Genomic DNA, 25,442 nt, shown 5'->3' on the forward strand with positions numbered 1-25,442 from the left:
AGATGAAAGCAAAGAAAATTATTGTTATTTTAATTGTATTATTAATTTTTTCAGCAATTAATGTTACTGCAGCTCAGGATTTGAGCTTAGATGAAGCAGTAAATATTTTAGTTAATCAAAACAGACAGCTTGAAAATGCCCGTAAGGATATAGAAAAAGCTGAACAGGATATTAGCTTAACAACGAGAAGCTATTTTCCCAGTTTAGAACTGCAGAGTTCTTATACGAGAATGGATGATGGGCAATCACCTTTTGGAGATATAGATGAATCTGAAGACTTGCCATTTGATATCGATACCCCAAATGAAAATTATAGAACCTCTTTTAATCTAAACCAGCCGATCTGGCTGGGTGGTAAGGTTGGTCTGCAGAGAGAAATTGCAGGATATGGTTTAGAAATAGCAAAAGCTGATTATCAGAGTCAGGTTGAAGAACAGATATTCAATTTAATTCAGGCTTACTATGGGGTGCTGCAGGCTGAAGGTCTGGTAGGCATAAGAGAAGAAGCACTTGAGATAGTTAAGGAACATTTAAGGGTAGTAGAAAGAAGATTAGATCTCGGTACTGCCATTCGCCAGGATTTACTGCAGAGTCAGATTGAAGAAAGGCGAGCTCGGGAAGAGCTGAGTTCTGCTGAAAACAATTTAAAAATAGCCAGAAGAAGGCTGGCTCAACTTCTGGTAAGCACTGAAGAATATAGTGTTTCTAGACCAGAGATGGACTTTGAGATTAGTTTAGAACAGCAGCAGTTATTTGGAAAAGCAGTTGAAAATGATCTAGAGCTTTTAAAATTAGAAATAAATCGCAAAATTATAGAATTAAATCAGAAATTAGAAAGACAGCATTATCGGCCTGATATCAGTCTCAGTGGTTCCTACAGCTGGGAAGGTGATGAATTTTTAGATGAAGATAGCTGGTCAGTAACGATTGGCGGCAGTATTTCCCTTTATGATGGAGGAAGAGGTAAAATTACTTCTGAGAAAGAAGAAAAAGAATTAGAGAAACTGGCTAACAGCCGTCAGGATTTTTTGGAAAATCTTGATATAGAGATTGAAGAAGTTATTTTAACAGTTAAAGAAAATGAAGAATTGATAGAATTAGAAGAACTTTCTTTAGAAAATGCCGAAGAAAATCTGCAGATTGCCAACAGAAGTTATGATGCTGGAGTAGCCAGCAATACAGATGTAATCGATGCACAGAGCAGATATAATCAGGCACAGATTTCTCTTTTGCAGGCAGAATATGATTATGAGATAGAATTATTCAGAAGTCTTTATAAGAGCGGACAGCTTACAGACTATTTTGAGGATGTGATAGAATATGAAAAATAGAATAATTATTTTTTTGGCCTTGATGTTAATTTTAACTGCAGTACCTCTTTCAGCAGCTACAACTGTTGAAGTAACTGAAGCGATTATAGAAGATATCAGTCTTGATGAAATTATTACCGGTAATCTAACTCCTTTTGAAAAAGCAAATATACCTGCTCAAGTTGGAGGAGTTGCAGAAGAAGTTAATATTGATATTGGAGATGAAGTTGAAGCAGGTTCAGAATTAATTAAAATGGAACAGGATAGTTTTTTAATTCAAAAAAGGCAGGCTGAAGCAGCTTTAGAAAGTGCAGAGGCAAATTATGATGAGTTAATAAATGGTGTAACTGAAGAAGAATATAGAAGGGTTAAATCATCATATGAAGATGCAAAAGCAGGTCTGGAAATTGCAGAAATTAATTATAAACAGGCAAAAAGAGCTTTTGAAAGATCAGAAGAGCTTTTTCAGGACAATATAATTTCCAAACAGGATTTTGAAGATGCAGAAGATGCCTTTAAAAATGCTAGAAGTCAGGTAAAAAGTGCAGAAACAAATCTTGCAGTTGCAGAAGCTAATTTAGATGAGGCAGACAGAGGTCCCCGTGAAGAACAAATAAGAGCAAGTGCTGCTCAGGTTAAACAGGCTGAGGCAAGTCTTGATGAAATAGAGGATACTTTAAGTAAAACTGTTATTAGAGCACCTTTTACTGGTCTTGTTTTTGAGCGTCACATAGAAAAAGGGGAAATGATCGGTTCTGGTCAGCCAATAGTTAATTTAATTAATATTGATCAGCTTTATGTAGAAATAGAGATTACAGCTTCTGCAGTTTCCAGGATAAATAAAGGTGATATTGTAGAGGTTAAAGCAGAAACGATGCAGCACTATATTGAAGGAGAAATTACTAATATTGCTCCTCAGGCAGATCCAGAGAGCAGAAGTTTTTTGGTTAAAGTAAAAATAGATAACCCTGACCACAGCTTAAGACCAGGCATGTTTGCTGATGTTAGATTACTTAAAGGTGAAGCAGGTGATGCAGTTGTAGTGCCCATAGAAAGTATTCTGGATTTAACAGAAGAAACCCCCTATTTATATGTAGTCGAAGATGGTAAAGCAATAAGAAGAGAGGTAGAAGTAGGACTGCAAACTGATACACAGGCAGAAATTATTTCCGGACTAGAAGCTGGAGAAAGTGTAATTATCCGAGGCCAGCAGAGGCTTGATGCTGAAGATGAGGTTGAGGTGATTAATCGATGAAGATATCAGAATTCTCGATAAAAAGACCAGTCACCACCTCTATGATTATTCTAGCAGTAATTTTAATCGGGATAGTTGCTTTGCTAAATTTAAGCCTTGATCTTTATCCTGATATAACCTTTCCGGGAGCAGCAATAGTAACAAGTTACAGTGGAGTAGGTTCTGAAGAAATTGAAAATTTAGTAACAAGACCAATAGAAAGTTCTGTCTCTACTGTTGAAGGAGTACAGGCAGTTCGTTCTACTTCAGCGATGGGCTCTTCAACCGTAGTAGTTGAGTTCAATTGGGGTAGGGATATGGATTTTGCGGTACTTGATTTAAGAGAACAGATCGATATGATAAGTGGTACAGCTCTTCCTGATGGTGCAGATAATCCTTTAGTTTTTAAGTTTGATCCAGCAATGCTTCCAATAATGGTTTATGGTGTTAGTGCAGATGATCTGGATTTAGCTGAGCTTAAAGAAGAAACAGAAGATCAGTTAATTCCCCGTTTAGAAAGAACTCCAGGGGTTGCCCAGGTTAATCTACAGGGTGGTTTAGAAAGAGAGATTATAGTTTCTTTAAAAAGAGACCGCTTAAATCATTATAATCTTGATTATGAGACTATAAAAGGTATACTGGCTCAGGAAAATGTAAATGTTTCTGCCGGTGATGTCAGACAGGGAAATAGAGAGCTGTTGGTTAGAACCATCGGTAAATTTTCTTCTATAGAAGAGATTAAGGATGTAAACATCCCTGTAGGAGAAAGAGGTTTTGTTAAACTATCTGATATTGCTGAAGTAGAAGATGGTTTTGCAGATGTCCAAACAATTTCAAGAACTGATGGTAAGGAGAGTATTTCACTTTCGATTCAAAAACAAACAGACGCAAATACTGTAGATGTGGCTGAAGCAGTAAAAGAAGAGGTTGAAGCTATTAAAGGAGATTATCCTGACTATAATTTTGCTGTAGCATTTGATCAATCAGAGTTTATAGTGGATTCAATAAACTCCGTAAGTAGAAATGCAATAATTGGTGGTTTATTAGCAGTACTGATACTCTATCTATTTTTACGTAATATTCGCAGTACATTAATAATTGCTACAGCTATGCCGGTTTCGATTATAGCAACTTTTGTACTAATGTTTTTTGCCGATGTTAACTTAAATGTTATCTCACTGGGTGGTTTGGCCCTTGGAGTCGGGATGCTCGTTGATAATGCGGTGGTAGTTTTAGAAAATATATACCGCTATAGAAGTATGGGTCAGGGTAGGATTGAAGCAGCAAAAGAAGGTAGTTCAGAGGTTGGGATGGCAATTGTAGCTTCCACTATAACTACGGTAGTAGTATTTTTGCCAATTGTTTTTGTTGAAGGGCTGGCTGGAGAGCTATTTAAGGATCTAGCTTTAACTGTTGCATTTTCATTACTGGCTTCTTTAATGGTTGCTCTTACACTTATTCCAATGCTTTCATCTAAATATTTAAAAGTAACTCAAAAAGAAATCGAAAGAGGTAAAACAGAGGGGAAGATCAGAAAAAAATACCGCAGTCTTTTAACATCTGCCCTAAACCATAGATGGGTGATTATTGGGATATTATTAGTTTCTTTAGTTGGTAGCTTTGCCTTATTACCGAGAATTGGTTTTGAATTTATACCCGCCACAGACCAGGGAGATATTTCTATAAGCTATAATCTACCTGTAGGTACTGTGCTTTCAGAATCTGATCAGGCAGCTGCAAAAATTGAGGAAATCTTGTTTGATCTACCAGAGGTTGAAACAGTTATTGCAAATATTGGCTCAGGAAATATGATGCAGACAGCTACCAGTAGTCATACTGGAAACTTTAATGTTTCACTTGTGCCCGCCTCAGAGAGGGATCGAACAACAATTGAAGTTATGGAAGAGATTAGGCAGAAAGTTAATATTCCAGACCTTGATATCAATGTCTCAGAACAGGGTGGCCCAGGTGGAGGAGATGATAAACCTGTAAATGTTAGACTAAGAGGAGACAATTTAGAGATTTTAGAAAGAGAAATCCAGAGAGCTGTTATGGAAATTGAAGATATTGAAGGTTTAGTTGAACTGGAAGATAGCTTTGATGAAGGCCGACCGGAATTGCATTTAAAAGTTAATCGATCCATGAGTTCAAGATTTGGCTTAAATGTAAATCAAATTGCTAATACGGTCAGAAGTGCAGTTAGTGGAGATGTTGCTACCAGGTATGAAGTTGATGGTGATGAATATGATATAAGAGTTCGTTTAGATGGAAAAGAAATCGAGAGCTCAACCCAACTAGAAGATTTAACTATTCGTAGTCCAGGTGGTAATATGATTCCGTTAAATCGTTTTGTTAGTACCGAAATAACAGAAGGCCCTGTAGAAATACTAAGAAGAGATCAGGAAAGATACGCAGAAATTACAGCTGATATTCAAGGGAGAGATTTAGGTTCTGTGATGGGAGAAATCCAGCAGAGACTGGAAGAATTGGAACTACCTGATGGTTATAGATTTACCTATGAAGGAGAGTTTGAAGATACAATTGAGGCTTTTGAAAGTTTAATATTTGCTTTTGGCCTTGCTGCAATACTGGTTTATATGGTTATGGCGTCTCAATTTGAGTCACTTGTCCATCCCTTTACAATAATGTTTACAATTCCAATGGCTATAATTGGAGTGATTTTTGGACTCTTTATCAGTGGTAGCATAATTTCAGTACCATCCTTTTTAGGATTAATTACACTGAGTGGAATTGTTGTTAATAACGCTATCGTAATGGTTGATTTTATCAATCAACTGAGGAGAAGAGGTCAGAATAAAATTGAGGCTATTATCAATGCTGCTTCAATAAGATTGAGACCAATTATGATGACCGCTTTAACAACTATTCTTGCCCTACTACCAATTGCTTTTGGAATTGGTGAAGGAGCAGAAGCAACTCAGCCGATGGGAATTGTTATAGTTAGTGGACTTAGTTTTGCTACTTTCTTAACACTTTTCGTAATTCCGATAGTATATTCATTATTAACTGATCTAAGAGAGATAACAATTGCAAAGCTGAAAGGCATAGATAGAGAAGAAGCTTCTAAATTTGTTTAAAATTATAATTCCTGTACCTGACTGCAGTTTTAGCAGGTACAGGAATTCTTATTGTTCTATTTTTCTGAATATTTGCAGTTCAACATTAGTGTAGTTTTTCTCTTGAAATTATTGTTTTTTTATCTTTTGTATGTTAAAATTAAAGCTGTGTTGAAAGATGTTAAGCAAGCAATATTTTACTAATCACTGGAGGTGAGATTAGAGTGTTAGTTCTTAAAGTAATTCATTTTATTATAGCTATCGCTGTAATTGTTGGTGTTCTGCTGCAGTCAGGTAAAAGTGCAGGTCTCTCCGGAGCAATTGATGGAGGAGCAACAACTTTTTTTGGTAGCTCAGGTAGAAAAATGGAGGATAAAATAAGCAAGGCTACTACAGTTGCAGCTATATTATTTATGTTAAATTCTCTACTTCTAGCTATTTTATAATATTTTAAATAAGGGTTTAAAAATAGAATATAAGTAGTTGTATTTTATATCATCAAATAAACTCTGATGTAATATTTAAAATTATTAACTATTATAAACTTGAAATTTTACTTTGTATTTTTTTAAAATTCATTTTGATTCAATTCATTTAATTTATAAGCTGAAATAATATTAATTTATAAGGAGGTTGGTGCATGATTTTTTATACACCCCTGGCAGGAATAATTGCCTTAGTTTTTGCATTTATTCTTACAGGAAAAGTTAAAAAAGCAAGTATGGGTTCTGAAAGAATGGCAGAATTATCACGTGCAATCAATGAAGGAGCTATGACATTTTTAGGGCGTGAATACAAGATGCTGTCAGTTTTTGTTGTTGTAGTAGCAATTATTATGGCGTCTGTTCCTAATTTAGGGTGGCAGACAGCTGTATCCTTTATACTGGGAGCATTCTTTTCTGCTTTAGCTGGATTTATTGGGATGCAAATTGCAACTCAATCTAATTCTAGGACTACAGAAGCTGCAAAAACTGGGCTTAATGAAGCATTAGATATTGCCTTTTCTGGTGGTACAGTAATGGGGATGTCTGTTGTTGGATTGGGTACTTTAGGTTTAGGAATTCTCTACATATTTTTTGCAGACAATGTTGAGTTTATTCGTGGTTTTGCCTTCGGGGCAAGTTCTATAGCACTTTTTGCCCGTGTTGGTGGTGGAATTTATACCAAAGCTGCTGATGTTGGAGCTGACTTAGTTGGTAAGGTAGAAGCAGGAATTCCAGAGGATGATCCTCGTAACCCTGCTGTTATTGCTGATAATGTTGGTGATAATGTTGGAGATGTTGCAGGTATGGGGGCAGATTTATTTGAATCTTTTGTAGGTTCAATTGTTGCTGCAATGACTCTTGGTGTAGCAAGGGGAGCGAATTATGTTATTTTGCCAATGCTAATTGCTTCTGTTGGTATAATCGCTGCTATTATAGGAACTAAATTTGTTAAGGCAAAAGAAGGTACTAATCCTGCTAAGGCACTGGAGAGAGGAACTTTAACAGCAGCATTCTTGACTGTTATTGCTGCCTATTTCCTTGTTCAGAATTTGATTGGTGGTACCGGTGTCTTTATAGCGATCGTTGCTGGATTATTGGCTGGTACTTTAATCGGTCGGATTACTGAATACTATACATCTGAACATTATGGACCTGTAAAACATATTGCAAGTCAGTCACAAACAGGTGCTGCTACAAATATTATTAGTGGTTTATCTGTTGGAATGAGAAGCACGATGTTCCCAATTCTGGTTATTGCTATTGCAATTTATTTTGCTTATCAATTTGCCGGTTTATATGGAATAGCGATGGCTGCTGTAGGTATGCTTTCAACAACAGGGATTACACTTTCTGTTGATGCCTATGGTCCAATTGCTGATAATGCAGGTGGAATTGCTGAGATGGCAGAACTAGATCCTTCTGTAAGGGATATAACAGATAAGTTAGATTCAGTTGGTAATACAACAGCTGCAATCGGTAAAGGTTTTGCAATTGGTTCAGCTGCATTAACAGCTTTATCACTATTTGCTGCTTTTTCCGAAGCTGTTCAATTAGATTCAATTAGTTTAACTAATCCTCAGGTAATCATTGGTCTCTTTATTGGAGCAATGCTTCCTTTCCTATTTTCTGCGATTACAATGGAGGCTGTTGGAAAAGCTGCTTCTCAGATGATAGAAGAGGTTAGAAGGCAGTTTAAAGAAATGCCAGGAATTATGGAAGGTACTCAAAAACCTGATCACAAAAAATGTATTGATATTAGTACAACAGCTGCCTTAAAAGAAATGATATTACCAGGTCTTTTAGCAGTAATAGTCCCAGTTCTGGTTGGCCTCTGGGATGTTCAAGCTCTTGGTGGATTACTAGCTGGTGCTCTTTCTTCAGGTGTTTTATTAGCTATCATGATGGCTAATGCTGGTGGAGCCTGGGATAATGCTAAAAAATATATTGAATCTGGAGCTTTTGGTGGTAAGGGTACAGAAACCCATTCTGCTTCAGTTGTAGGAGATACAGTAGGAGATCCTTTTAAGGATACATCTGGTCCTTCCTTAAATATTCTCATCAAGTTAATGACTATTGTTTCTCTTGTATTTGCTCCATTATTCATGTAAAATTAAAACTAGTAGTAAAGTTATTAAACACCCTCCTTGTAGTAAATTACTGCTGGGAGGGTTTTTTTGCAGGAAGGTAGTGATAGAATGCCGGAAGTTGATGATGCAATGTGTTTTGCCTGTGGAGAAGAAAATCCAATTTCTCTTGGGCTAAAATTTAAAAAGACTTCTGCAGATATTGTAGAAGCAAAATTTACTGCTCTTAAAAATCATCAGGGCTATAATGGGATCATGCATGGTGGTTTAGTGGCAACACTATTGGATGAAGCGATGGCTTATGCAGTAGGGATTAAGGGTATAACTGCTTATACAGCTGAACTAAATGTCCGTTTTAAAAAAGCATTAAAAATTGGAGAAAAGGTAATTATTATGGGTGAGTATGAAAAATCTCTGAAAAGAACTATTGCTGTAATTCACTACTGTTCAGCTCAAATTTTAGATAGCTCGGATAAATTAATTGCAAAAGCTGAGGCCAAATTTGTAGAAAAAACTTAAGCTGGGAGGTTTTAATTATGCAGAGAGAAGAAGCACTTCAATTGATGAAAGAAAATATTAAAGAAAAAAATCTTCGCAAACACTGTCTGGCGGTAGAAGCAGTTATGGCAGAACTTGCCGATTATTTTGATAAAGATCAAGATAAGTGGCGCTTGGCTGGTCTTCTTCATGATATAGATTATGAAGATACTGCTGATCAGCCACATAAACATAGCCAGCTTGGAGCTGATATGCTTGAGGAGATGGGAATGGATGAAGACCTGGTTAATGCGGTAAGAGCTCACAATGGTATGCATGGTTTAGCTAGAGAAACTCTACTGGCAAAAGCTCTTTATGCAGCTGATCCTCTGACCGGATTAATAGTGGCATCTGCTTTAATTCATCCTGAGAAAAAATTAGAAGCTTTAGATAGTGAATTTGTCTTAAATAGATATTCAGATAGCTCTTTTGCTAAAGGGGCAGACAGGGATGTTATAGCTTCCTGTCAGGAGATGGATTTAGCATTGAAAGAATTTGTAGGACTTTCATTATCAGCAATGCAGAATATTTCTGATCAGCTGGGACTCTGATTTTTACTTTTAAATTATCTCAGTTTTTGGAATGAATTTATCTTAAAATTTTTAAAAATAGTCTAAAATGACTGGGGATGATTAATAAATGAGTGCAAGAAGTGAATTATTAAGAAAACTAAGAGAAGATGTCCATAAACCACTTAGCAAAAAAGAAATTTATAAAAAATTTGATATTAGTCGTGATCAACAGCAGCTATTTTCTGAACTGCTGGATGATCTTTTAGAATCTGGCTATATTTATCAAAATGAAGCAGGTTTACTTGGTATACCAGAGAAATTTAATTTGATTGCAGGTAGAATAGAAAAAACAGCTTCTGGTAATGCTTTTTTAATACCTGATGACCCAGAAAAAGATGACATCTATATTTCTTCAGCCAATATGAATGGTGCTATGCATAATGATAAGGTATTTGTGCGTTTAGTACGTTCTTCAAGGGGTAAAAGCCAGGCGGGAGAAGTTGCAGAAATAATAGAAAGAGTTAACAAAACAATAGTAGGTAATTTAGAAAAATATAAAAATTATGGTTTTTTAATACCTGATAATAAAAGAATTTGTAATGATATATTTATTCCGCCAGATGCTTTAAATGGTGCTCAAAATGGGCATAAGGTCGTAGCTAAAATAACACGCTGGCCTGCTAAAAACCGTAATCCTGAAGGTGTAATTACAGAGATTTTGGGCCACAAAGATGATGCTGGAGTTGATATTGAGGCTATTATTCGTCAGCTTGATTTACCTGGAGAATTTCCGAAAAATCTCAGAAATGAATTAAAAAATATTGCTGATGAGGTTGATGAACAAAGCATTAAGACCGATGAAGATCGAGTAGACTTAAGAGACTTAAAACTGCTTACCATTGATGGTGCTGATGCAAAAGATCTAGATGACGCGGTTTCTATAGAAAAAATCAGTGATAAGAAATATCGCCTGGGGGTTCATATTGCTGATGTGAGTCATTATGTAAAAAAGGGCAGTTTGCTTGACAAGGAAGCATATAATAGAGCAACAAGTATTTATCTGGTAGATAGGGTTATTCCAATGCTGCCTGAAAAATTATCAAATGGAATCTGTAGTCTTAATCCTCATGTGGATCGGATGACATTAACGGTCTTTATTGAATATAAACTATGTGGAAAGATAGGAATTGAAATTTCGGATCACCAAATAGTTAAATCTGTTATCAAATCTAATCACCGGATGACCTATGATGATGCTCAGGCAATAATTGAAGATAAAGATGAAAAGATAAAAGATGAATATAGTGATTTTGTCGAAGAAATAAATATGATGAATAAGCTCAGAGAAAGATTGCGCAAAAACCGCTTTGAAGAAGGAAGTATGGATTTCAACTTTACTGAGGTTAAGGTGGAACTGGATGAACAGGGAAAGCCGGTTAAATTAAAGAAAAGACCTCACCGGGAAGCAGAACAGTTGATTGAAGAATTTATGATTGCAGCTAATAGGATTGTAGCTGCTGAAATGTCATGGCGGGAAATGCCCTTTATTTATAGAATTCATGAAGAACCAGATCTTGATAGGATGATCCAGTTTAAAGAGTTTATCCATAATTTTGGTTATGAATTAAAGGGAATAAAAAATGGTGTTCATCCCCGTTCTTTACAGGCTATATTAGAGGAAGTCAGGGGAAGTAAAGAAGAGAAGATAATTGAAACAGTTATGTTAAGATCATTAAAAAAGGCAGTATACTCGGAAAAAAATATCGGTCATTTCGGTCTTGGTGTTACCCATTATACTCACTTTACTTCACCGATTAGAAGATATCCTGACCTCACAGCTCATCGAATCATTAAAGAAACTATAGCAGCAGGTTATTTAAGCAAAAACAGGCAGGATAAAATTGATGCTGAACTTCCTAAAATTGCCGATCACTGTTCTTTACAGGAAAGAAGAGCCACAGATGCTGAGAGAGATTCAGTTGATCTTAAAAAGATTGAATACATGGAAGATAAGATTGGCGAGGAATTTGAAGGCATTATTAGTGGTATAACCGGTTTTGGTATTTTTGTAGAGCTGGAAAACACTGTTGAAGGTTTGATCCATATCAAGGAACTAAAAGATGATTATTACCATTATGATCAGGATCAATACCGCCTGATAGGTGAGAGAACAAATAAGATTTATAGAATTGGTGATGAACTCAAAATTAAAGTAGTCAATGTTAATCGTGATGAGCGAGAGCTTGACTTTAGCTTAATAGAAAAGATTGAATAATTAAAGGATGTGGTAAACTTGGCTAAAAAAGATGAAGATATAGAGATAGTGGCCAGAAATAAAAAAGCAAAGCATGACTTTTATATAGAAGAAGTATATGAAGCAGGAATTAAATTACAGGGAACAGAGATAAAATCTATCCGTAACCATAGGGTTAACCTAAAAGACAGTTTTGCCCTGGTTGAGGGAGGAGAAGTTTATCTGCATAATATGCATATAAGTCCTTATAAAGAGGGCAACCGTTTTAATCATGAACCGGAAAGAAAGCGGAAACTTTTACTGCATAAAAGTCAGATCAGAAAGTTGATCGGTTATACTACTCAAAAAGGATATACCCTTGTTCCCCTAACTATTTATTTAAGAAAAAACCTCTGTAAAGTAGAGCTTGCTGTTGCTAAGGGTAAACAAAAGCATGATAAAAGAAGAGATATTGCAAAAGAAACAGCCAAAAGAGAGATGGAAAAAGCTTTTAATAGAAGAAGAAAAGAGGGAGACTTTTAATTTATTTTCCTCCTTTTCCCGCTTGAATGCAAGTTAAATGGCTGTTTTTAAATTAATTTGACATTTCCTGACCTTTAAGTTATAATAGTTATGCAGTAAAGATAAAGCTAATTTTGGGGGTGTTCTGGCTTCGCCTGGATGGTAAATCCTTTAGAAGCGAGTCGAGGATTCTCTTTCACTCGAAAAACACTGGGAACTATAAAATTATCCGCAAACGATAATAGTTACGCTTTAGCTGCCGCGTAGGCAGTTAACGCCTGGCCGTCTCCTGCCTGTGGAGTCGTCCCAGGTGCCATATAAAGCAGGCTAACTTTCTTCTGATGTCTGTAAGAAGAAAGGACAATTAACAGACTGGCAGTAAATGATCCTGTTCAGTGGAGCATTTACTGTGAGATTAAAAACTGAACTACACTCGTAGAAACTACTGGGTGAGTCATTCAGTACGTGGGTTCGACTCCCACCACCTCCACCAAAATTAAAATATATTTATTTGGAATGCTCAGCTGAGGCTGAGCTTATTTTTTTGCAAAAAAATATCTATTTTTATTTAAAACTGGTGAATAATACTATATAATAATTATAATGTTAATAAAATGTCGGGAGAGGGAGATTATCTTGTTTAAAAATAAGCTTAAATTTCTCAAAGAGCAAAGTAAAGATAAATACGGCTCTGCTAATTTTTACAGGGTTATTTTATTGGTTATTGCTTATTTTTATTTTGTTTCAGGACTTTTTTATTATAATATTCCCACTGGAGCGGATCCGATTCCACTTGCCCATCGGGGATTTATAATCTTTTTATCCATAATTTTATTTATCATATCTTACTTTAATGATTGGCTTAAAAGGAGACTTGAAACAGCTTCTTATCTAATAGTTTATTCTGTTTTAGCCCATCTAGCCTATATTACATATTTTTATTCTTTTCAATATAATCTGGCTGTAGCATTGATTGGCTCAATGATAATTGCCAACCTCTTTTTTAAGGGAAATCAGGTTCTCCTTTACTGCAATGTTGCTCTGGCTCTTTTTGTGGGCTTAACCCTGCTTCTTGCAGAAGAGCTTTCGATCAGTTTTAGACTATATTATTTTGCCTTTTATTTAAGCTCAGCAGCATTTACTTCTATAGTTAGCTATCAAAAATTTAAAACAAGACAGCAGTTAGATAAACTGAATCAAGAGCAAAAAATACTTTTAAATAATACCGATACCCAAATCTGGTATCTTAAAGATTATGATAGTTATGGGAAGGTCAATCAGGCTCATGCAGATTTTTTAGGATATGAAAAAGAGGAAATTGAGAATAAAAAACTGGCTGATGTTCTTTCATTTGAAGAGGCAAAGATCTGTAGAAAAGGCAATAAAAAAGTTTTTGAAGATAAAAAGAAAAACAAGAGTGAAGAATGGGTAAAAAATCACAGGGGAGAAAGAAGACTTTTAAGTATTAGAAAAATTCCTAAAATAAATGAGCAAAATGAAGTAGAATTTGTAGTTTGCTCTGCCGAAGATATTACTAAAAAAAGGCAAGGGAAGAAAAACTAAAATTAACTCAATTTTCAGTTGACAATGCCCCTTTAGGCATATTCTGGATTAGTCCAGAAGGTAGTTTTGAATATGTTAATAAACAGGTCAGTGAAATTTTAGCTTATAGTTCTGATGAGTTGATCGGCAAAAAAATATTTGATATAGATATGAGTTATTTAAAAACTGAGCGAAAAAAAGATTGGGAAAATTTAAAAATACAAAAAACTGATATAATCGAAAGTAAAGTTATAACTAAAAATTCGAAGCTAATTGATGTCGAAATTACAAGCAGGTATTTAGAACATAATAATAAAGAATATGAGTTAGCTTTTTTAAAAGATATTACTGAAAGAAAAGCAAAAGAAGAAGAGATTAAATATTTATCATATAAAGATAAACTTACTAACCTCTATAATCGAAGATTTTTTGAAGAAGAATTACAAAGACTTGATACAAAAAGACAGCTTCCGATAAGTATAATCATGGCTGATGTAAATGGTTTAAAAATTATAAATGATACCTTTGGCCATGATAAAGGAGATAAAATGCTGATCAAGGCTGCTAAAATATTAGATAATGTGGTTAGAAAAGAAGATATTTTAGCCAGGCATGGTGGAGATGAGTTTGTTATATTGTTACCACAGAGTGACCAAACAACAGCTGAAAAAATATTAAAAAGAATAAAAAAAGCGACTCAGAAAACAGAAAATGAGCAAATCCCCATCTCACTAAGTTTTGGTGTGGCTACTAAAACACAAAAATCAGAAAAGATCGAAGATATTCTAAAAAAAGCAGATGATGCAATGTATCAAAACAAGCTGCTCGAAGGCAAAAGTGCCAAAAATAAAATTATTCAGGGCTTGCTAAATACTTTAAGTGTTAAAAGTAGTGAGACTAAAGAACATGCTTTAAGAATGATTGAGTTGGCCCATGATTTGGGAAAAGACAAGGGGCTGCCAAGTTCGGAATTAGACCGTTTATCTCTGCTGGCAGTATTACATGATATAGGGAAGGCTACTATTTCCGAAGAAATATTAAGCAAAGCAGGTAAGCTAACAGATGAGGAATGGGAGATAATAAAAAAACATCCGGAGATAGGCAGTAGAATAGCTGCTTCTACCAAAGAATTCGCCTTGATTGCAGAAGAGATATTAGCTCATCATGAAAATTGGGATGGCTCTGGTTATCCCAGAGAGCTGGAAAAAGAAGATATTCCCTATTTAGCAAGAATAATTGCAATCGCAGATGCTTATGATGTGATGACCAATGAAAGGCCATATAGTGCTGCTATTTCTCAAAAAGAGGCTTTAGCAGAAATAGAAAGCTGTTCAGGAAGTCAGTTTGATCCAGAATTAGCCAAAGCTTTTATAAAAATGATTAGATCTTTAAAAAAAGAGCCTTAAAAGGTTCTTTTTTTAATCTAAAATAGCTAAATTTAGCTGATTTAAAAGCAGGTAAATAGCTAAAAATGGTTAATATATAATATAAGCCTATTATCGGCTAAGCTTTAAAACCGGGAGGAATTTGATGCAGAATCTAAATTTAAATACCATAATTTTTAATAATACTATACTCAATTATTTAAGAGCATTTATTTTTATTATAAGTGTATATTTATTAATCAAATTATTTGATAAATTTTTACTTGATAGAGTCAACATATTCATTGATAAATTTTCTCATTCATTTGCTGAGCTACTTAAAAAACTGATCAAAAAGAGGCTTTATCCATTATTATATTTCTTGACAGTATATATAGCTTTCAATCAATTAAGAACTATAGATGTGCTAGATACCGTTATTACTGCTGTGCTAATGATCTTAACTGTATTTTTTGCAGTTTTAATTATTCAGGATATTATTACATATCTCTTAAGAAAACACTGGGAGAAAAAAGAAAGAAGTACAGAAGAAAATAATATTCTCACAATAACTTTATTTATAATTAAAGCGATTATCTGGATCGTTGCCTTTTTATTCATTCTGGATAATTTAAATATTGAGATTACAGGTCTTGTAACCGGTCTGGGTATCGGTGGTATTGCTATTGCTTTTGCAGCCCAGAATATTTTAAATGATCTCTTTAATTATTTTACTATTTATTTTGATAAACCTTTTGATGTAGGGGACTATATAGTGATTAGTGATTATAGAGGTACGATTGAGCATATTGGGATCAAAACAACTCGTTTAAGAAGCATAAGTGGAGAAGAATTAATCATTTCTAATACCGATTTAGTTAACTCAAGGATCAACAATCTCAAGCGAATGCAGAGAAGAAGGATTAACTTCAACTTTGGAATAGAATATGGAACTCCTTTAGAAAAAATAAAGCAGATTCCTGGAATCGTTGAAGAAATAATTAAGGCTGAAGATAAGACCGAATTTGATCGAGCTCATTTTGAAGCATATGGAGATTTTTCGCTAAAATTTCAGGTGGTCTTTTTTGTTCAGAGCCGGGAATATAGGGTGTATATGGATATCCAGCAGAATATAAACTACAAATTAAATGAAAAATTTAATGAGCTAGGAATCAACTTTGCCTTCCCCACTCAAACTATTCATTTACAGGATGGTGGTAAAAATAATGATAATAGCAAGCTGTAAACTTAAATTATATCTACCAGGGCTTAGTTCTCTAAAAGATAAAAGGCATATAATTAAAAGTCTGCTGCAGAAAAGCAAAAATAAATTTAATGTTGCTGCAGCAGAGCTCGAATCTCAAGATTATTTACAGACTGCTGTGATAGGAGTTGTTACAGTTGGAAATGATTATCGCTATCTACAGAGTATAATGGATAAATATTTAGATTTTATAGATACTTTTCATGAATTTTCAGTTGATGACTATGAGGTAAATATCAGCAGATAGCTTTTTAGAATTTGAAAACGATTCCAATTAAAGCAGAAGCCAAAATATATATAATTGGATGTTTTTTAAATTTCCGGATCGCTAAAAATATTAGCAGTAATAATATGATTCCCTTTAAATCTAAAAAACTTAAAATTTCTAAATCGGTGTTAAGTTTATCGAAATGAAAGATTTGTCCTCTGCTGAGCTGAAAAGCTGCAGAAGCAATTAGTCCGGCAACAGCAGGTCTAATTCCGACAAAGGCAGATTTAACAAGAGGATGATTATTAAACTCTTTAAAGTAATGAGCAATAATTGAAATAATAATAATTGATGGGGCAGCGAGTCCAATTGTGGCGATAACTCCTCCCATAATACCAGCAGTATTATAACCTATAAAGGTGGCTGTGTTAATACCAATTGCACCTGGAGTTGATTCTGAAACTGCAATCATATTTAGCAGTTCTTCAGAGGTTATCCAGCCATATTTTACTATTAGTTCCTGTAAAAAGGGGAGGGCAGCTAAGCCTCCACCGAGGGCGAAAAGACCTACTTTAAAAAATTCTAAAAATAATATTATGTAAATCATTAAAATTGACCTTCTTTCTTGAAAATTTAGTTTTTATTATTTTTATATTCTTTAACACTTTTTTTGAATTCACCTCTAAACCTTTGAATAATTATACCACTTATTGCAGAGGCTAAGATTACAAAAACTGGTGAAACCCTTAATAAGGCAAGTAATATAAAAGCCAGAACAAAAATCAATAAACTTATTTTACTTTTATCAGACTTATTCCACATTTTTATCACTATGTCTATTATAAGTGCTACAACAGCAATCTGAATTGCAGAAAAAGCATGCTGGAATAACTCTATTTCTTGAAAACGACTAAAATAGCTGGCAATAATTGTAATAATAATTAAAGAAGGCATAATAAAGCCTGATGTAGCAGCTAAAGCACCCTTAATTCCTTTTAGATTATAGCCGGTCATAGTAGCAGTATTAACTGCGATTATTCCCGGTGTGCTTTGACCAATCGCATAATAATCAAGGATATCACTTTCTGTGATCCAGTTTAGATTATCGACCAGTTCTCTTTTGATTATTGGCAGCATGGCATAGCCACCACCAAAAGTAAATAAACCTATTTTAAAAAATATAAAAAATATTTTAAATATCTCTTTCATCTTTACCACCACCTGAGCTAAAATAATATTTCAAAATATATTATAAAAGAATTCGCTCTTTATTATAACATATTAATTATATTTTATCTAAATTATATGATATCAATTAACCTGACCGGAACATTTTCTTTGCTTTAAAAATAAAGTAATTACTTTAAAGAGAAAAGAGGTGTAAAAAATTGAAAAAAAATCTAAATATATTGATATCTTTTTTAATGATTTTCTTTTTGAGTGCTGTATTAAATACTGCTGCAGTAGAAGCGGTTGAATTGGAATTTGAAGAAAAACACTTTATGATCATGCCTCAACAACTCGATGAATCAACTTTATTTGTGGTCGATGAATTAGCAGATGAACTTGATATTAATCTTTATCAGCTTGAAGCAGAAAGATTCTTATTGATTTCTGGAGGTAGGTTTTATTTATTAAATGTCAATAGTAATATATTAGAAACTGAGGCTGGAGATTATGAAATGCCGACAGAAGTACTGTTTGTTAATAACAAATTATTGGCTCCTCTTTATATAATAGAACTTTTAGCCGGTTTAGAGCTAAGTGAATATGGGATAATAACAACCGAATAGTGCACTTTGACAGTGCTTTTAAAGGAGATTAATAATTTTTGTAGAAATATCTATATAGTAGAAAATAAAAAATCTATAGTCTTTTTGAGGAAGGGGGGAGTTATAATGGCAGAAATAGTAGGAATTATAGTAATAGTTTGGGCATTAGTTTACTTTTTTGATAGAATGGCTCCCTAATACTGAATTTAAAAGGGAGAAATATAAAAATATTTCTCCCTGCTATTATTTTGCAGCAGGAATAACTATTAATTTCCAGAATATAAAATATATAGAGTATAAAAAGCAGTAATATTTAAAGGAGTAATTTATGCAAATTTTTTTTAATAAAATCAAAGTCATTTCATTGATTATTTTAAAAGATCTTAAAGAATCTTTGAAAAATAGAACAGCAATTATGATAATTTTACTACCACTTTTTGCATCTTTAATGTTTTCGCTTGTTAGTGGAGAACAGCTGATGAGAAACTTTAATTTAGGTATTAGTGGTGAAGGTTCAGAAGAAATTGCAGCTTTTATAGATGATAATTTTCAAAATTTTAATGTAAATAAATATTCTGAAGCAGAAGCAGGCAGGCAGGATACAGCTTCAGGTAATATTGATGCAGCTTTAATATATTATCAGGATAGAGAAAATATAGAAGACCGGTATCAAATTTACCTTGACAGCAGGGATACAATTAATTTTTTTATTTTAAGAGAAAATATTTCACAGATTTTAAGTTCATATCATAGACTTGATCAGGGACCTCAATTCAACTTTGAAAGTGCAGCTGAATTTGAAGCAGCAAGTGCTATTTTACCGGTCTGGTTAACTGTAACAATAACGATGATTGGTTTAATGCTTATTTCAGGTTCGCTTTCTGAGGAAAAGGATAACTATACCCTGGCAGCTTTAATGGTTACAAAACTTAAAGCATCTGATATAATAATAGCTAAGAGCCTTTTTGCACTCGTTTTAACTTTAATAACTTCTGTTTTAATGGGAGCTTTAAATGGTGTTTTGGTACTTTCATTTAACCGTTTATTACTTTCACTTTTTATAATAACCATTGCTTCTTTTGTTTTCAGTGGTTTAGGTCTAATAATAAGTATCTTTACAAATTCTCAGGCTTCAGCTAGATCAATTTCTACAGTTATCTATTTTCCTATAATTTTTCCGGCTTTAGTAGCAGATGTATCTCCTTTAACTCAGAGGCTGGCCCTGTTTTTTCCGTCACATTATCTTTATCGGGCTTTAGACAAAACTTTAGTTTATCAAGGAGCAAATATCAATCTTTTTATTGAAATAACAGCATTAACTCTTTTTGCCCTACTATTTTATATTATAATATATGTTTATTTAAGAAAGGCTGATTCATTTGTTGAATAAAAATTATAAGTGGAAAATATTTTCTTTGTTGGTATTGACGATTTTAATTTTTTCTTTTACCCAAAGTACTGAGGCAGGTTATTTTGCTAATCCGGTAGAATTTGGCGAATATATCTATGACAATTATGCTCAAGAAAATTTCAAAGAAGTTTATGATAATTTTGCAGATGAATTAAAAATAATTTTGAGCAGTGATGAATATATTGAATTTCAACAGGATAATTTCGAAAAATATGAGCTTGAATATACTGATATTGAAGTAACTAATCCTGAGGAAATTTCTTATCAAGAGTTTAAAAAAGAATTTCCTTTTCTAGAAGATGAAGGTACTTTTTATACAGTTGAAGTTTCATATTTAATCAAGTTTAGGCGTTTAGGTAGTCGGGAAAGAGAATCTGATAAATTGATCTATTTAAGAGAGAAAGATGATCATTTTGAATTGTTTTGGGATCCGGAACCTATTTTAGATGATCTGAGTCCGGAAAGTGTGGCCGAGGATAATGGTTGATGATTATATCTTAGAGATCAAAGATCTCAAAAAAAGTTTCGGCAGCTTTGAAGCTTTAAAAGGTATTGATTTAAAGGTTAATAAAGGTGAAATCATTGGGCTCTTAGGACCAAATGGAGCTGGAAAAACAACAACTATTAAAATTATTATCGGACTTTTAAAAGCAGATAGTGGAGAGATCAATATTTTTAGCGAAAATATAATATCTGGGCTGCCCGGTTGGATTAAAGAAAAAATAGGAGTTGTTTTTGAAGAAAGCAATTTGTATCATCGGCTTAGTGCTTATGATAACCTGATTTTTTTTGCCAGAATAAATAATGTTAAAAAAGCTAAGGTTGAAGAGCTTTTAAAGGAATATAAATTATTTGATGTTCGCAAAAAAGCTGTCAAAAACTTTTCTAAAGGTATGAAAAAAAGGTTGATGATCTGTCGTTCTCTTTTAGCAGAACCAGAAATATTAATCCTTGATGAAGCAACTGGAGGTCTTGATCCAATTTCTGCAGAAATAATAAGAAAAAAGATTTCTCAATTAAAAAATGAGGGTAAAACTGTTTTATTAAGTACTCATTATTTAGAAGAAGCTGATCGCCTCTGTGATAGAGTAGCTTTTATAAATAAGGGAAATCTGATTGCACTGGATAAACCATCGATCTTTAAAGATAATTTACAACAGGATTTTTTAGAACTGATTTTTGCTTATGATCCTTTTTCTTTAAATAAAAAAAGTTTAAAAAGGCAGTTAGAAGTTTTGCTTAAAAAAGGTGAAGAATTCAAAATTGAAGAAGACAACTTTTATCTTAAGCTATTTGTTGAGGAGAATCTTTTTAAAAGGCTAAATCAGATTACTGACCAATACAAATTAGTTGATCTTAAAAATAGAGAAGGAGACCTACAGGAAGTTTTTAAACAGATTAATTCTTAGCCTCCTTATAATATACTGTTTTAAATTTTTTAAAAAAGAGGTTTTTAAATTGACTATATTATCAGATGATTTTTATTTTCTATTTAATGATTTAAAACAAATTGCATTTACTTTTAATAAGGCAGATGAGTTTGGTGCTGTTAATAAAAAAATGGCCGATTTTTGCGGATTAAAAATTGAAGAACTTGAAAATAAAAATATATCAGTGATTTTAAATCAAGAGGACTCTCTAAAAATCAAAAACTTTAATCAAAAGATTTTTGAAAGTGGAGAGCGGAAAAAGAAAAAAATAATTTTGGAAATAAATAATAAAAAGAAGAATGTTGAGGTAGATGTAATTCCTCATCAAAATTATGAGCAGGAAATTGATTATTTGCTCTGTCTAGCAGTTGATATCACAGATAAGATAAAAAAAGAAAATATATTTTTTAGAAATAGAGAAAGGTATAGAACCTTGTTTGATCAGGCTCCATTAGCTTTTGTCGTTTATGATCGTCAGACTAATATTATTGATTGGAATCAACGGGCAGAAGAAATTTTTGGTTGGGAAAAGGAAGAGGTTCTTGATAAGAATTTTAATCTTTTAGTTCCAGAGGACTATTATTCAGAAGTTACAGAGATGACTGAAAAGTTATTCAGTGGTTTTCAAAATTATAATAATAATATTAACAAAAATGTTTCTAAAGATGGTAATGAGATATATTGTGAATGGAACAATGCAATTATAAGAGATCAAGAAGATAATATAATCGAGGTTATTTCAATTGCGAGAGATATTACAGAAAGACTTAGAGCTGAAGAAAAAATTAAAAAACAAAACGAAGAACTAGAATACAGTAAATTAAGAACTCAATTTTTTGCCAATATTTCTCACGAATTAAAAACGCCATTAAATTTAATTTTTTCTAGTCTACAGTTGCTCGAGTTTTATTTGTATAATTCTCAAACTTATAAAGACAAAGACAAAATAAATAATTATTTAAAATCCATAAAAAACAATGGTTTTAGACTTTTGCGTCTGGTTAATAATTTAATAGATATAACACGAATTGAAGTGGATGCTTTCAGTTTGCACAGAGGTAATTTCGATATAGTTAAACTTATTAGAGAAATTGTGAATACAGTTAGTGATTATCTTGAAGAGAAAGAAAGAGATTTTAAATTTATTTGTGATTTAGATTCTGCTGTTATTGCCTGTGATCCTTTTAATATAGAAAGAGTTATTTTGAATTTAATTTCTAATGCTGTCAAGTTTTCTGCTAGAGGAGATCAAATAATTTTAACTCTCCAGAAAGTTGATGAAGCTATATCATTATCTGTTAAAGACACTGGAATTGGAATTGAAAAAGAAAATCAGGCAATAATTTTTGATAAGTTTAGACAGGTCGACCAAAGTTTTAAGAAAAAAAGAGAAGGCAGTGGAATTGGACTTTCTTTAGTTAAATCAATAATCGAAATGCACGGTGGCAAAATAGAGCTAGAAAGTGACTATGGTTATTATAGCAATTTTAAAGTTTTTTTGCCGTTTAAAACTATTGATCAAGAAATAGTTGAAAAAGAAAGTTATTCTCCTGATAGTTTGTTAAACAAAGTAGAACTAGAATTTAGTGACATTAATTATATATAACCAGAAAGGGGGAGAGATCTTGTCTTTAAGATGCAGGGTAATTTTTACAGCATTTATTTTATTATTACTTCCAATTCTTGCTTTTGAATCCGCTGCTGCTCAAAATACTATTTATTTTAATAATGAAGATATTACAGATCAAATTTCTAGTACTGTGGTTGAAGGTGAATTTTTAATTAAAGCTACTGATCTTGCTGATCTCTTGGATATTGATTATAACTGGCACCCTTCACTTAAATTACTGGAAATGGAAACAGATGGGGTAGAAGTTAAATTGATGGCCAACAGCAGATTTATTCAGATTAGAAATAATAATCGAAATGATGCTATTCGGACTGAAGCCGGGCTGGTTTTAATTGATAATCAGGCTTACATACCACTGGCAAAAACAATAGAAGCTTTTGGCTATTTATTGGAATTTCAGCGAGATAGTGATGAATTATATATTTTTCAGCCAGATACTACCATTAATAATATCGAGTGGAAAGAGGATGGTAATCAGTTAAATATTGAAATGGATGAGATCTCTCCTTATCGGGTTTTACAGAGTGATGATGGTAGAGAAATTATAATTGAAATCGATAAAGCTGAGGTCAACCGAGAATTCAGTGATAATGTTTCAAATAACAACTTTTATTTAAGGGTAGTCAATGTTCCAGATCGGGCACTTTTGAGACTCGTTTTGAGAAGTAGAAATCCGATTCCATTTCAAATTGATGGAGGAGTTTATGAATATAGTGGTGAAGATAGTGATACCCTTGCTCTGAGCTTTTTGCCTCAGTTAAAAAGAGTATCTATTGGTGATGACAATTTCTTTAATATAGAAGCTACCGGAGATATACCTCAGGCAGACATCAATTATTTAAGTGATTCTAACCGGGTGATTATTGATATTCCTTCACTTGTAATTGGTAATTATGAAAAGGATCTGCGAGATAATCCCCTAATTAAAGATGTGAATGTCACTCAACATAGCCTGGATCCTGTTATTTTAAGAATAGAAGCCCAACTTAAAGATAATCAAATTATGCAGGCGGTTGATAACAGCGAAGACAGGCAGAGCAGTATTTTGAGCTTTAGAAAAGGTGAGCAGTCAGAAATCAGCAATTTAGAATATGCAGCAGGCAAAATTACTTTTCAATCACAATCTTCTATAAATCCTGACAACTTTTTGTTGTCTGAGCCGCCAAGACTTGTTGTTAATCTCTTGAATACTAAAAGAGGTGCAAATATTGCTGATAAATTAGAGGTTGATGATCCCTTAATAAACAGTATAAGAACTGCTCGTTTTGATAATGATACAGTTAGACTGGTAGCTGATTTACATGAGCTAACTGGCTATAACTGGCATGAAGAAAAGAAAAATGGAGTTTATAATTATACAATTAGCTTTCAAAATAAATTTTCTAGCATACAAAGCAGTGAAGATGAAGATTTTCAAAATCTGGCTGTAGCATTAACAGGTAATCCAGATTATGAAGTTAAAAAATTTACTCATCCTCACCGAATTGTTATTGATGTGGAAAATACTATAGATAATATTTCTGAACTAGATTTGCCAGAAAAGGGTTCTTTAATTAAGGACATTCGAAGCAGTAATTATGTTATAGAAGACAGAGAAGTTACCCGTTTAGTTTTTGAATTAGATGAATATTATAATCATCGGGTAAATGAAAGTGATCAGGGAAGGGTAATCAATATTGCTCTTTCTAAGCATGATGATGTACTTGATGATATTAAAGAAATGCCGGAAAGATTAATTGTTGTTGATGCTGGCCATGGAGGTTTTGATCCTGGAGCAATTGGCAGAGCAGGTTTAGAAGAAAAAGAGCCTGCACTTGCTATTTCATTAAAAATTGCTGAATTATTAGAAGCAGAGGGTCAGAATGTTCTTTTAACCAGAGATAAAGATGAATTTCTTTCTTTACAACAGAGGGTAAGAATTGCCAATCAATCAGGGGCTGATTTATTTGTTAGTATTCATTCTAATTCGACGAACAACCCTGAAGTTGGTGGTGTTGAAACTTATTTCAACCATAACAATACTGAGTACAGTCGCAGATTCGCGGAAAAAATTCATGATAAGTTATCAAGGAATCTTGGTCTTGTAGATCGTGGTCTGAAAAACGATAATTTTTATGTAATAAGATACACAGAAATGCCGTCTGCACTGGTGGAATTAGGTTTTCTATCTAATCCTGAAGAAGAAGCTCTACTTAAAACAGATGAATTTCGAAATAAAGCTGCCAATTTAATTGTTGATGGTGTTCTTGACTATATCAGAGAGAACGGAGGCAGATAAAATGGCAGAAAAGCAAAGTATTTTGAATCCAGAAATGAAAAGAAAGATTTTAGCTGTCATGCGAATTCTTCTTTTAACTGCTGCTTTAGTTTATTTGCTTATCTTTATCTCCAATAATTTATTTGTAGATGATCAAATTAATGTCTATTTTTCAACAGAGGATGCTCAATATTTAGTTGCCGAGCAGAGAGAAATTATTGAAGATGATGATCTTTATTTTCAGATCATCGCAGAGCTAAATAAAGGACCCGAGTCTGAAAATCTTTCAGCTACAATACCAGAGGAAGTGGAGTTGCTGGAATATGATTTAGATGAAGATGTTTTAATATTAAATTTCAATTCAGCTTTAAGAGAAAACCACTGGGGTGGAAGCACTGGTGAACTATTAACTATCTATTCTATAGTTAATAGCTATACAGCTTTAAATGAGGTTCAATCAGTACAAATTTTACTGGAAGGTCAAGAAGTAGAAACTTTAGTTGGTCATCTTGACTTGAGTCGCCCTTTAATGTACAATCAAGAACTAGTTACAGACAATTAAGAATAGGA

At 33.3% G+C, this 25,442-nt stretch carries 22 protein-coding genes, 1 other RNA gene and 1 pseudogene; 22 read left to right on the forward strand and 2 right to left on the reverse strand.

Features of this window, described 5'->3' with window-relative positions:
• Window positions 1-2 precede the first annotated feature (2 nt).
• From HALSA_RS04285 to HALSA_RS04345, 15 genes and pseudogenes are all read left to right on the forward strand, one after another.
• A complete protein-coding gene (locus HALSA_RS04285; protein ID WP_013405388.1) occupies window positions 3-1,331 on the forward strand; it encodes a TolC family protein in 1,329 nt (442 codons plus the stop codon).
• Window positions 1,321-2,565 carry an efflux RND transporter periplasmic adaptor subunit gene (locus HALSA_RS04290; RefSeq protein ID WP_013405389.1) on the forward strand — a complete coding sequence of 415 codons (1,245 nt, stop codon included), beginning with the start codon at window positions 1,321-1,323 and terminating at the stop codon, window positions 2,563-2,565. Before HALSA_RS04285 ends, HALSA_RS04290 begins: the two co-directional genes overlap by 11 nt.
• Window positions 2,562-5,642: an efflux RND transporter permease subunit gene (locus HALSA_RS04295; protein WP_013405390.1), complete on the forward strand. Its 3,081-nt coding sequence runs from the start codon at window positions 2,562-2,564 to the stop codon at window positions 5,640-5,642. The genes HALSA_RS04290 and HALSA_RS04295 overlap by 4 nt, the downstream gene beginning before the upstream one ends.
• A 203-nt stretch (window positions 5,643-5,845) precedes the next feature.
• The gene (gene secG, locus HALSA_RS04300; protein WP_013405391.1) at window positions 5,846-6,067 is read left to right on the forward strand and encodes a preprotein translocase subunit SecG; all 222 of its coding nucleotides are present in this window, start codon (window positions 5,846-5,848) and stop codon (window positions 6,065-6,067) included.
• 194 nt (window positions 6,068-6,261) lie between these two features.
• A complete protein-coding gene (locus HALSA_RS04305) occupies window positions 6,262-8,214 on the forward strand; it encodes a sodium-translocating pyrophosphatase (RefSeq protein ID WP_013405392.1) in 1,953 nt (650 codons plus the stop codon).
• Between the two features lie 66 nt (window positions 8,215-8,280).
• Complete coding sequence (locus HALSA_RS04310) at window positions 8,281-8,709, forward strand: PaaI family thioesterase (RefSeq protein ID WP_013405393.1); 429 nt, start codon at window positions 8,281-8,283, stop codon at window positions 8,707-8,709.
• Window positions 8,710-8,726: 17 nt separating this feature from the next.
• Window positions 8,727-9,278 carry an HDIG domain-containing metalloprotein gene (locus tag HALSA_RS04315; RefSeq protein ID WP_013405394.1) on the forward strand — a complete coding sequence of 184 codons (552 nt, stop codon included), beginning with the start codon at window positions 8,727-8,729 and terminating at the stop codon, window positions 9,276-9,278.
• A gap of 88 nt (window positions 9,279-9,366) precedes the next feature.
• On the forward strand, window positions 9,367-11,514 hold the full coding sequence (rnr, locus tag HALSA_RS04320) for a ribonuclease R (RefSeq protein WP_013405395.1): 2,148 nt from the start codon (window positions 9,367-9,369) through the stop codon (window positions 11,512-11,514).
• A gap of 18 nt (window positions 11,515-11,532) precedes the next feature.
• Window positions 11,533-12,015, forward strand: coding sequence for an SsrA-binding protein SmpB (smpB, locus tag HALSA_RS04325; RefSeq protein WP_013405396.1), 483 nt, complete (start codon window positions 11,533-11,535; stop codon window positions 12,013-12,015).
• Between the two features lie 115 nt (window positions 12,016-12,130).
• Window positions 12,131-12,487, forward strand: a transfer-messenger RNA (tmRNA) gene (gene ssrA / locus HALSA_RS12610).
• A gap of 143 nt (window positions 12,488-12,630) precedes the next feature.
• Window positions 12,631-13,557, forward strand: coding sequence for a PAS domain-containing protein (locus HALSA_RS04330; protein ID WP_013405397.1), 927 nt, complete (start codon window positions 12,631-12,633; stop codon window positions 13,555-13,557).
• A 26-nt stretch (window positions 13,558-13,583) separates the two neighbouring features.
• A pseudogene (locus HALSA_RS13225) lies at window positions 13,584-13,901 on the forward strand (PAS domain S-box protein); the annotation flags it as partial.
• Window positions 13,902-13,910: 9 nt separating this feature from the next.
• Window positions 13,911-14,942: an HD-GYP domain-containing protein gene (locus tag HALSA_RS13230; RefSeq protein ID WP_337998481.1), complete on the forward strand. Its 1,032-nt coding sequence runs from the start codon at window positions 13,911-13,913 to the stop codon at window positions 14,940-14,942.
• 124 nt (window positions 14,943-15,066) lie between these two features.
• The gene (locus HALSA_RS04340; protein ID WP_013405399.1) at window positions 15,067-16,146 is read left to right on the forward strand and encodes a mechanosensitive ion channel family protein; all 1,080 of its coding nucleotides are present in this window, start codon (window positions 15,067-15,069) and stop codon (window positions 16,144-16,146) included.
• Window positions 16,127-16,411, forward strand: a complete 285-nt coding sequence (locus HALSA_RS04345; protein WP_013405400.1) for a DUF503 domain-containing protein — start codon at window positions 16,127-16,129, stop codon at window positions 16,409-16,411. Before HALSA_RS04340 ends, HALSA_RS04345 begins: the two co-directional genes overlap by 20 nt.
• Before the next feature lie 4 nt (window positions 16,412-16,415).
• On the opposite strand, the gene HALSA_RS04350 is transcribed toward HALSA_RS04345, so the two are convergent.
• Entirely contained in the window at window positions 16,416-16,979 is a 564-nt protein-coding gene (locus tag HALSA_RS04350; RefSeq protein WP_013405401.1) for a chromate transporter, read from the reverse strand.
• Window positions 16,980-17,005: 26 nt separating this feature from the next.
• Window positions 17,006-17,581 carry a chromate transporter gene (locus tag HALSA_RS04355; RefSeq protein WP_013405402.1) on the reverse strand — a complete coding sequence of 192 codons (576 nt, stop codon included), beginning with the start codon at window positions 17,579-17,581 and terminating at the stop codon, window positions 17,006-17,008.
• Window positions 17,582-17,760: 179 nt separating this feature from the next.
• Here HALSA_RS04355 and HALSA_RS04360 point away from each other — a divergent pair, with 179 nt between their 5' ends.
• From HALSA_RS04360 to HALSA_RS04390, 7 genes are all read left to right on the forward strand, one after another.
• Window positions 17,761-18,165, forward strand: coding sequence for a hypothetical protein (locus HALSA_RS04360; protein WP_013405403.1), 405 nt, complete (start codon window positions 17,761-17,763; stop codon window positions 18,163-18,165).
• A gap of 307 nt (window positions 18,166-18,472) precedes the next feature.
• Window positions 18,473-19,534 carry an ABC transporter permease gene (locus HALSA_RS04365; protein ID WP_013405404.1) on the forward strand — a complete coding sequence of 354 codons (1,062 nt, stop codon included), beginning with the start codon at window positions 18,473-18,475 and terminating at the stop codon, window positions 19,532-19,534.
• Window positions 19,527-20,042: a hypothetical protein gene (locus HALSA_RS04370; RefSeq protein ID WP_238524778.1), complete on the forward strand. Its 516-nt coding sequence runs from the start codon at window positions 19,527-19,529 to the stop codon at window positions 20,040-20,042. The genes HALSA_RS04365 and HALSA_RS04370 overlap by 8 nt, the downstream gene beginning before the upstream one ends.
• Window positions 20,035-20,964, forward strand: a complete 930-nt coding sequence (locus HALSA_RS04375) for an ABC transporter ATP-binding protein (RefSeq protein WP_041595787.1) — start codon at window positions 20,035-20,037, stop codon at window positions 20,962-20,964. The genes HALSA_RS04370 and HALSA_RS04375 overlap by 8 nt, the downstream gene beginning before the upstream one ends.
• Before the next feature lie 49 nt (window positions 20,965-21,013).
• Window positions 21,014-22,591, forward strand: a complete 1,578-nt coding sequence (locus tag HALSA_RS04380; RefSeq protein WP_013405407.1) for a sensor histidine kinase — start codon at window positions 21,014-21,016, stop codon at window positions 22,589-22,591.
• Between the two features lie 19 nt (window positions 22,592-22,610).
• Window positions 22,611-24,893 carry an N-acetylmuramoyl-L-alanine amidase gene (locus HALSA_RS04385; RefSeq protein ID WP_013405408.1) on the forward strand — a complete coding sequence of 761 codons (2,283 nt, stop codon included), beginning with the start codon at window positions 22,611-22,613 and terminating at the stop codon, window positions 24,891-24,893.
• Between the two features lies 1 nt (window position 24,894).
• Window positions 24,895-25,434 carry a GerMN domain-containing protein gene (locus HALSA_RS04390; RefSeq protein WP_013405409.1) on the forward strand — a complete coding sequence of 180 codons (540 nt, stop codon included), beginning with the start codon at window positions 24,895-24,897 and terminating at the stop codon, window positions 25,432-25,434.
• The last annotated feature ends 8 nt before the right edge of the window (window positions 25,435-25,442 follow it).

The organism is Halanaerobium hydrogeniformans (assembly GCF_000166415.1).
Taxonomy (GTDB): Bacteria; Bacillota; Halanaerobiia; order Halanaerobiales; family Halanaerobiaceae; genus Halanaerobium; species Halanaerobium hydrogeniformans.

Bases quoted from the DNA above. Each gene is read 5' to 3' on its own strand.
- HALSA_RS04285 (WP_013405388.1), top strand. From the start codon at position 3: ATGAAAGCAAAGAAAATTATTGTTATTTTAATTGTATTATTAATTTTT.
- rnr (WP_013405395.1), top strand. From the start codon at position 9,367: ATGAGTGCAAGAAGTGAATTATTAAGAAAACTAAGAGAAGATGTCCAT.
- HALSA_RS04340 (WP_013405399.1), top strand. From the start codon at position 15,067: ATGCAGAATCTAAATTTAAATACCATAATTTTTAATAATACTATACTC.
- HALSA_RS04375 (WP_041595787.1), top strand. From the start codon at position 20,035: ATGGTTGATGATTATATCTTAGAGATCAAAGATCTCAAAAAAAGTTTC.
- HALSA_RS04305 (WP_013405392.1), top strand. From the start codon at position 6,262: ATGATTTTTTATACACCCCTGGCAGGAATAATTGCCTTAGTTTTTGCA.
- HALSA_RS04315 (WP_013405394.1), top strand. From the start codon at position 8,727: ATGCAGAGAGAAGAAGCACTTCAATTGATGAAAGAAAATATTAAAGAA.
- HALSA_RS04390 (WP_013405409.1), top strand. From the start codon at position 24,895: ATGGCAGAAAAGCAAAGTATTTTGAATCCAGAAATGAAAAGAAAGATT.
- HALSA_RS04350 (WP_013405401.1), bottom strand. From the start codon at position 16,979: ATGATTTACATAATATTATTTTTAGAATTTTTTAAAGTAGGTCTTTTC.
- HALSA_RS04365 (WP_013405404.1), top strand. From the start codon at position 18,473: ATGCAAATTTTTTTTAATAAAATCAAAGTCATTTCATTGATTATTTTA.
- HALSA_RS04290 (WP_013405389.1), top strand. From the start codon at position 1,321: ATGAAAAATAGAATAATTATTTTTTTGGCCTTGATGTTAATTTTAACT.
- HALSA_RS04345 (WP_013405400.1), top strand. From the start codon at position 16,127: ATGATAATAGCAAGCTGTAAACTTAAATTATATCTACCAGGGCTTAGT.
- HALSA_RS04355 (WP_013405402.1), bottom strand. From the start codon at position 17,581: ATGAAAGAGATATTTAAAATATTTTTTATATTTTTTAAAATAGGTTTA.
- HALSA_RS04295 (WP_013405390.1), top strand. From the start codon at position 2,562: ATGAAGATATCAGAATTCTCGATAAAAAGACCAGTCACCACCTCTATG.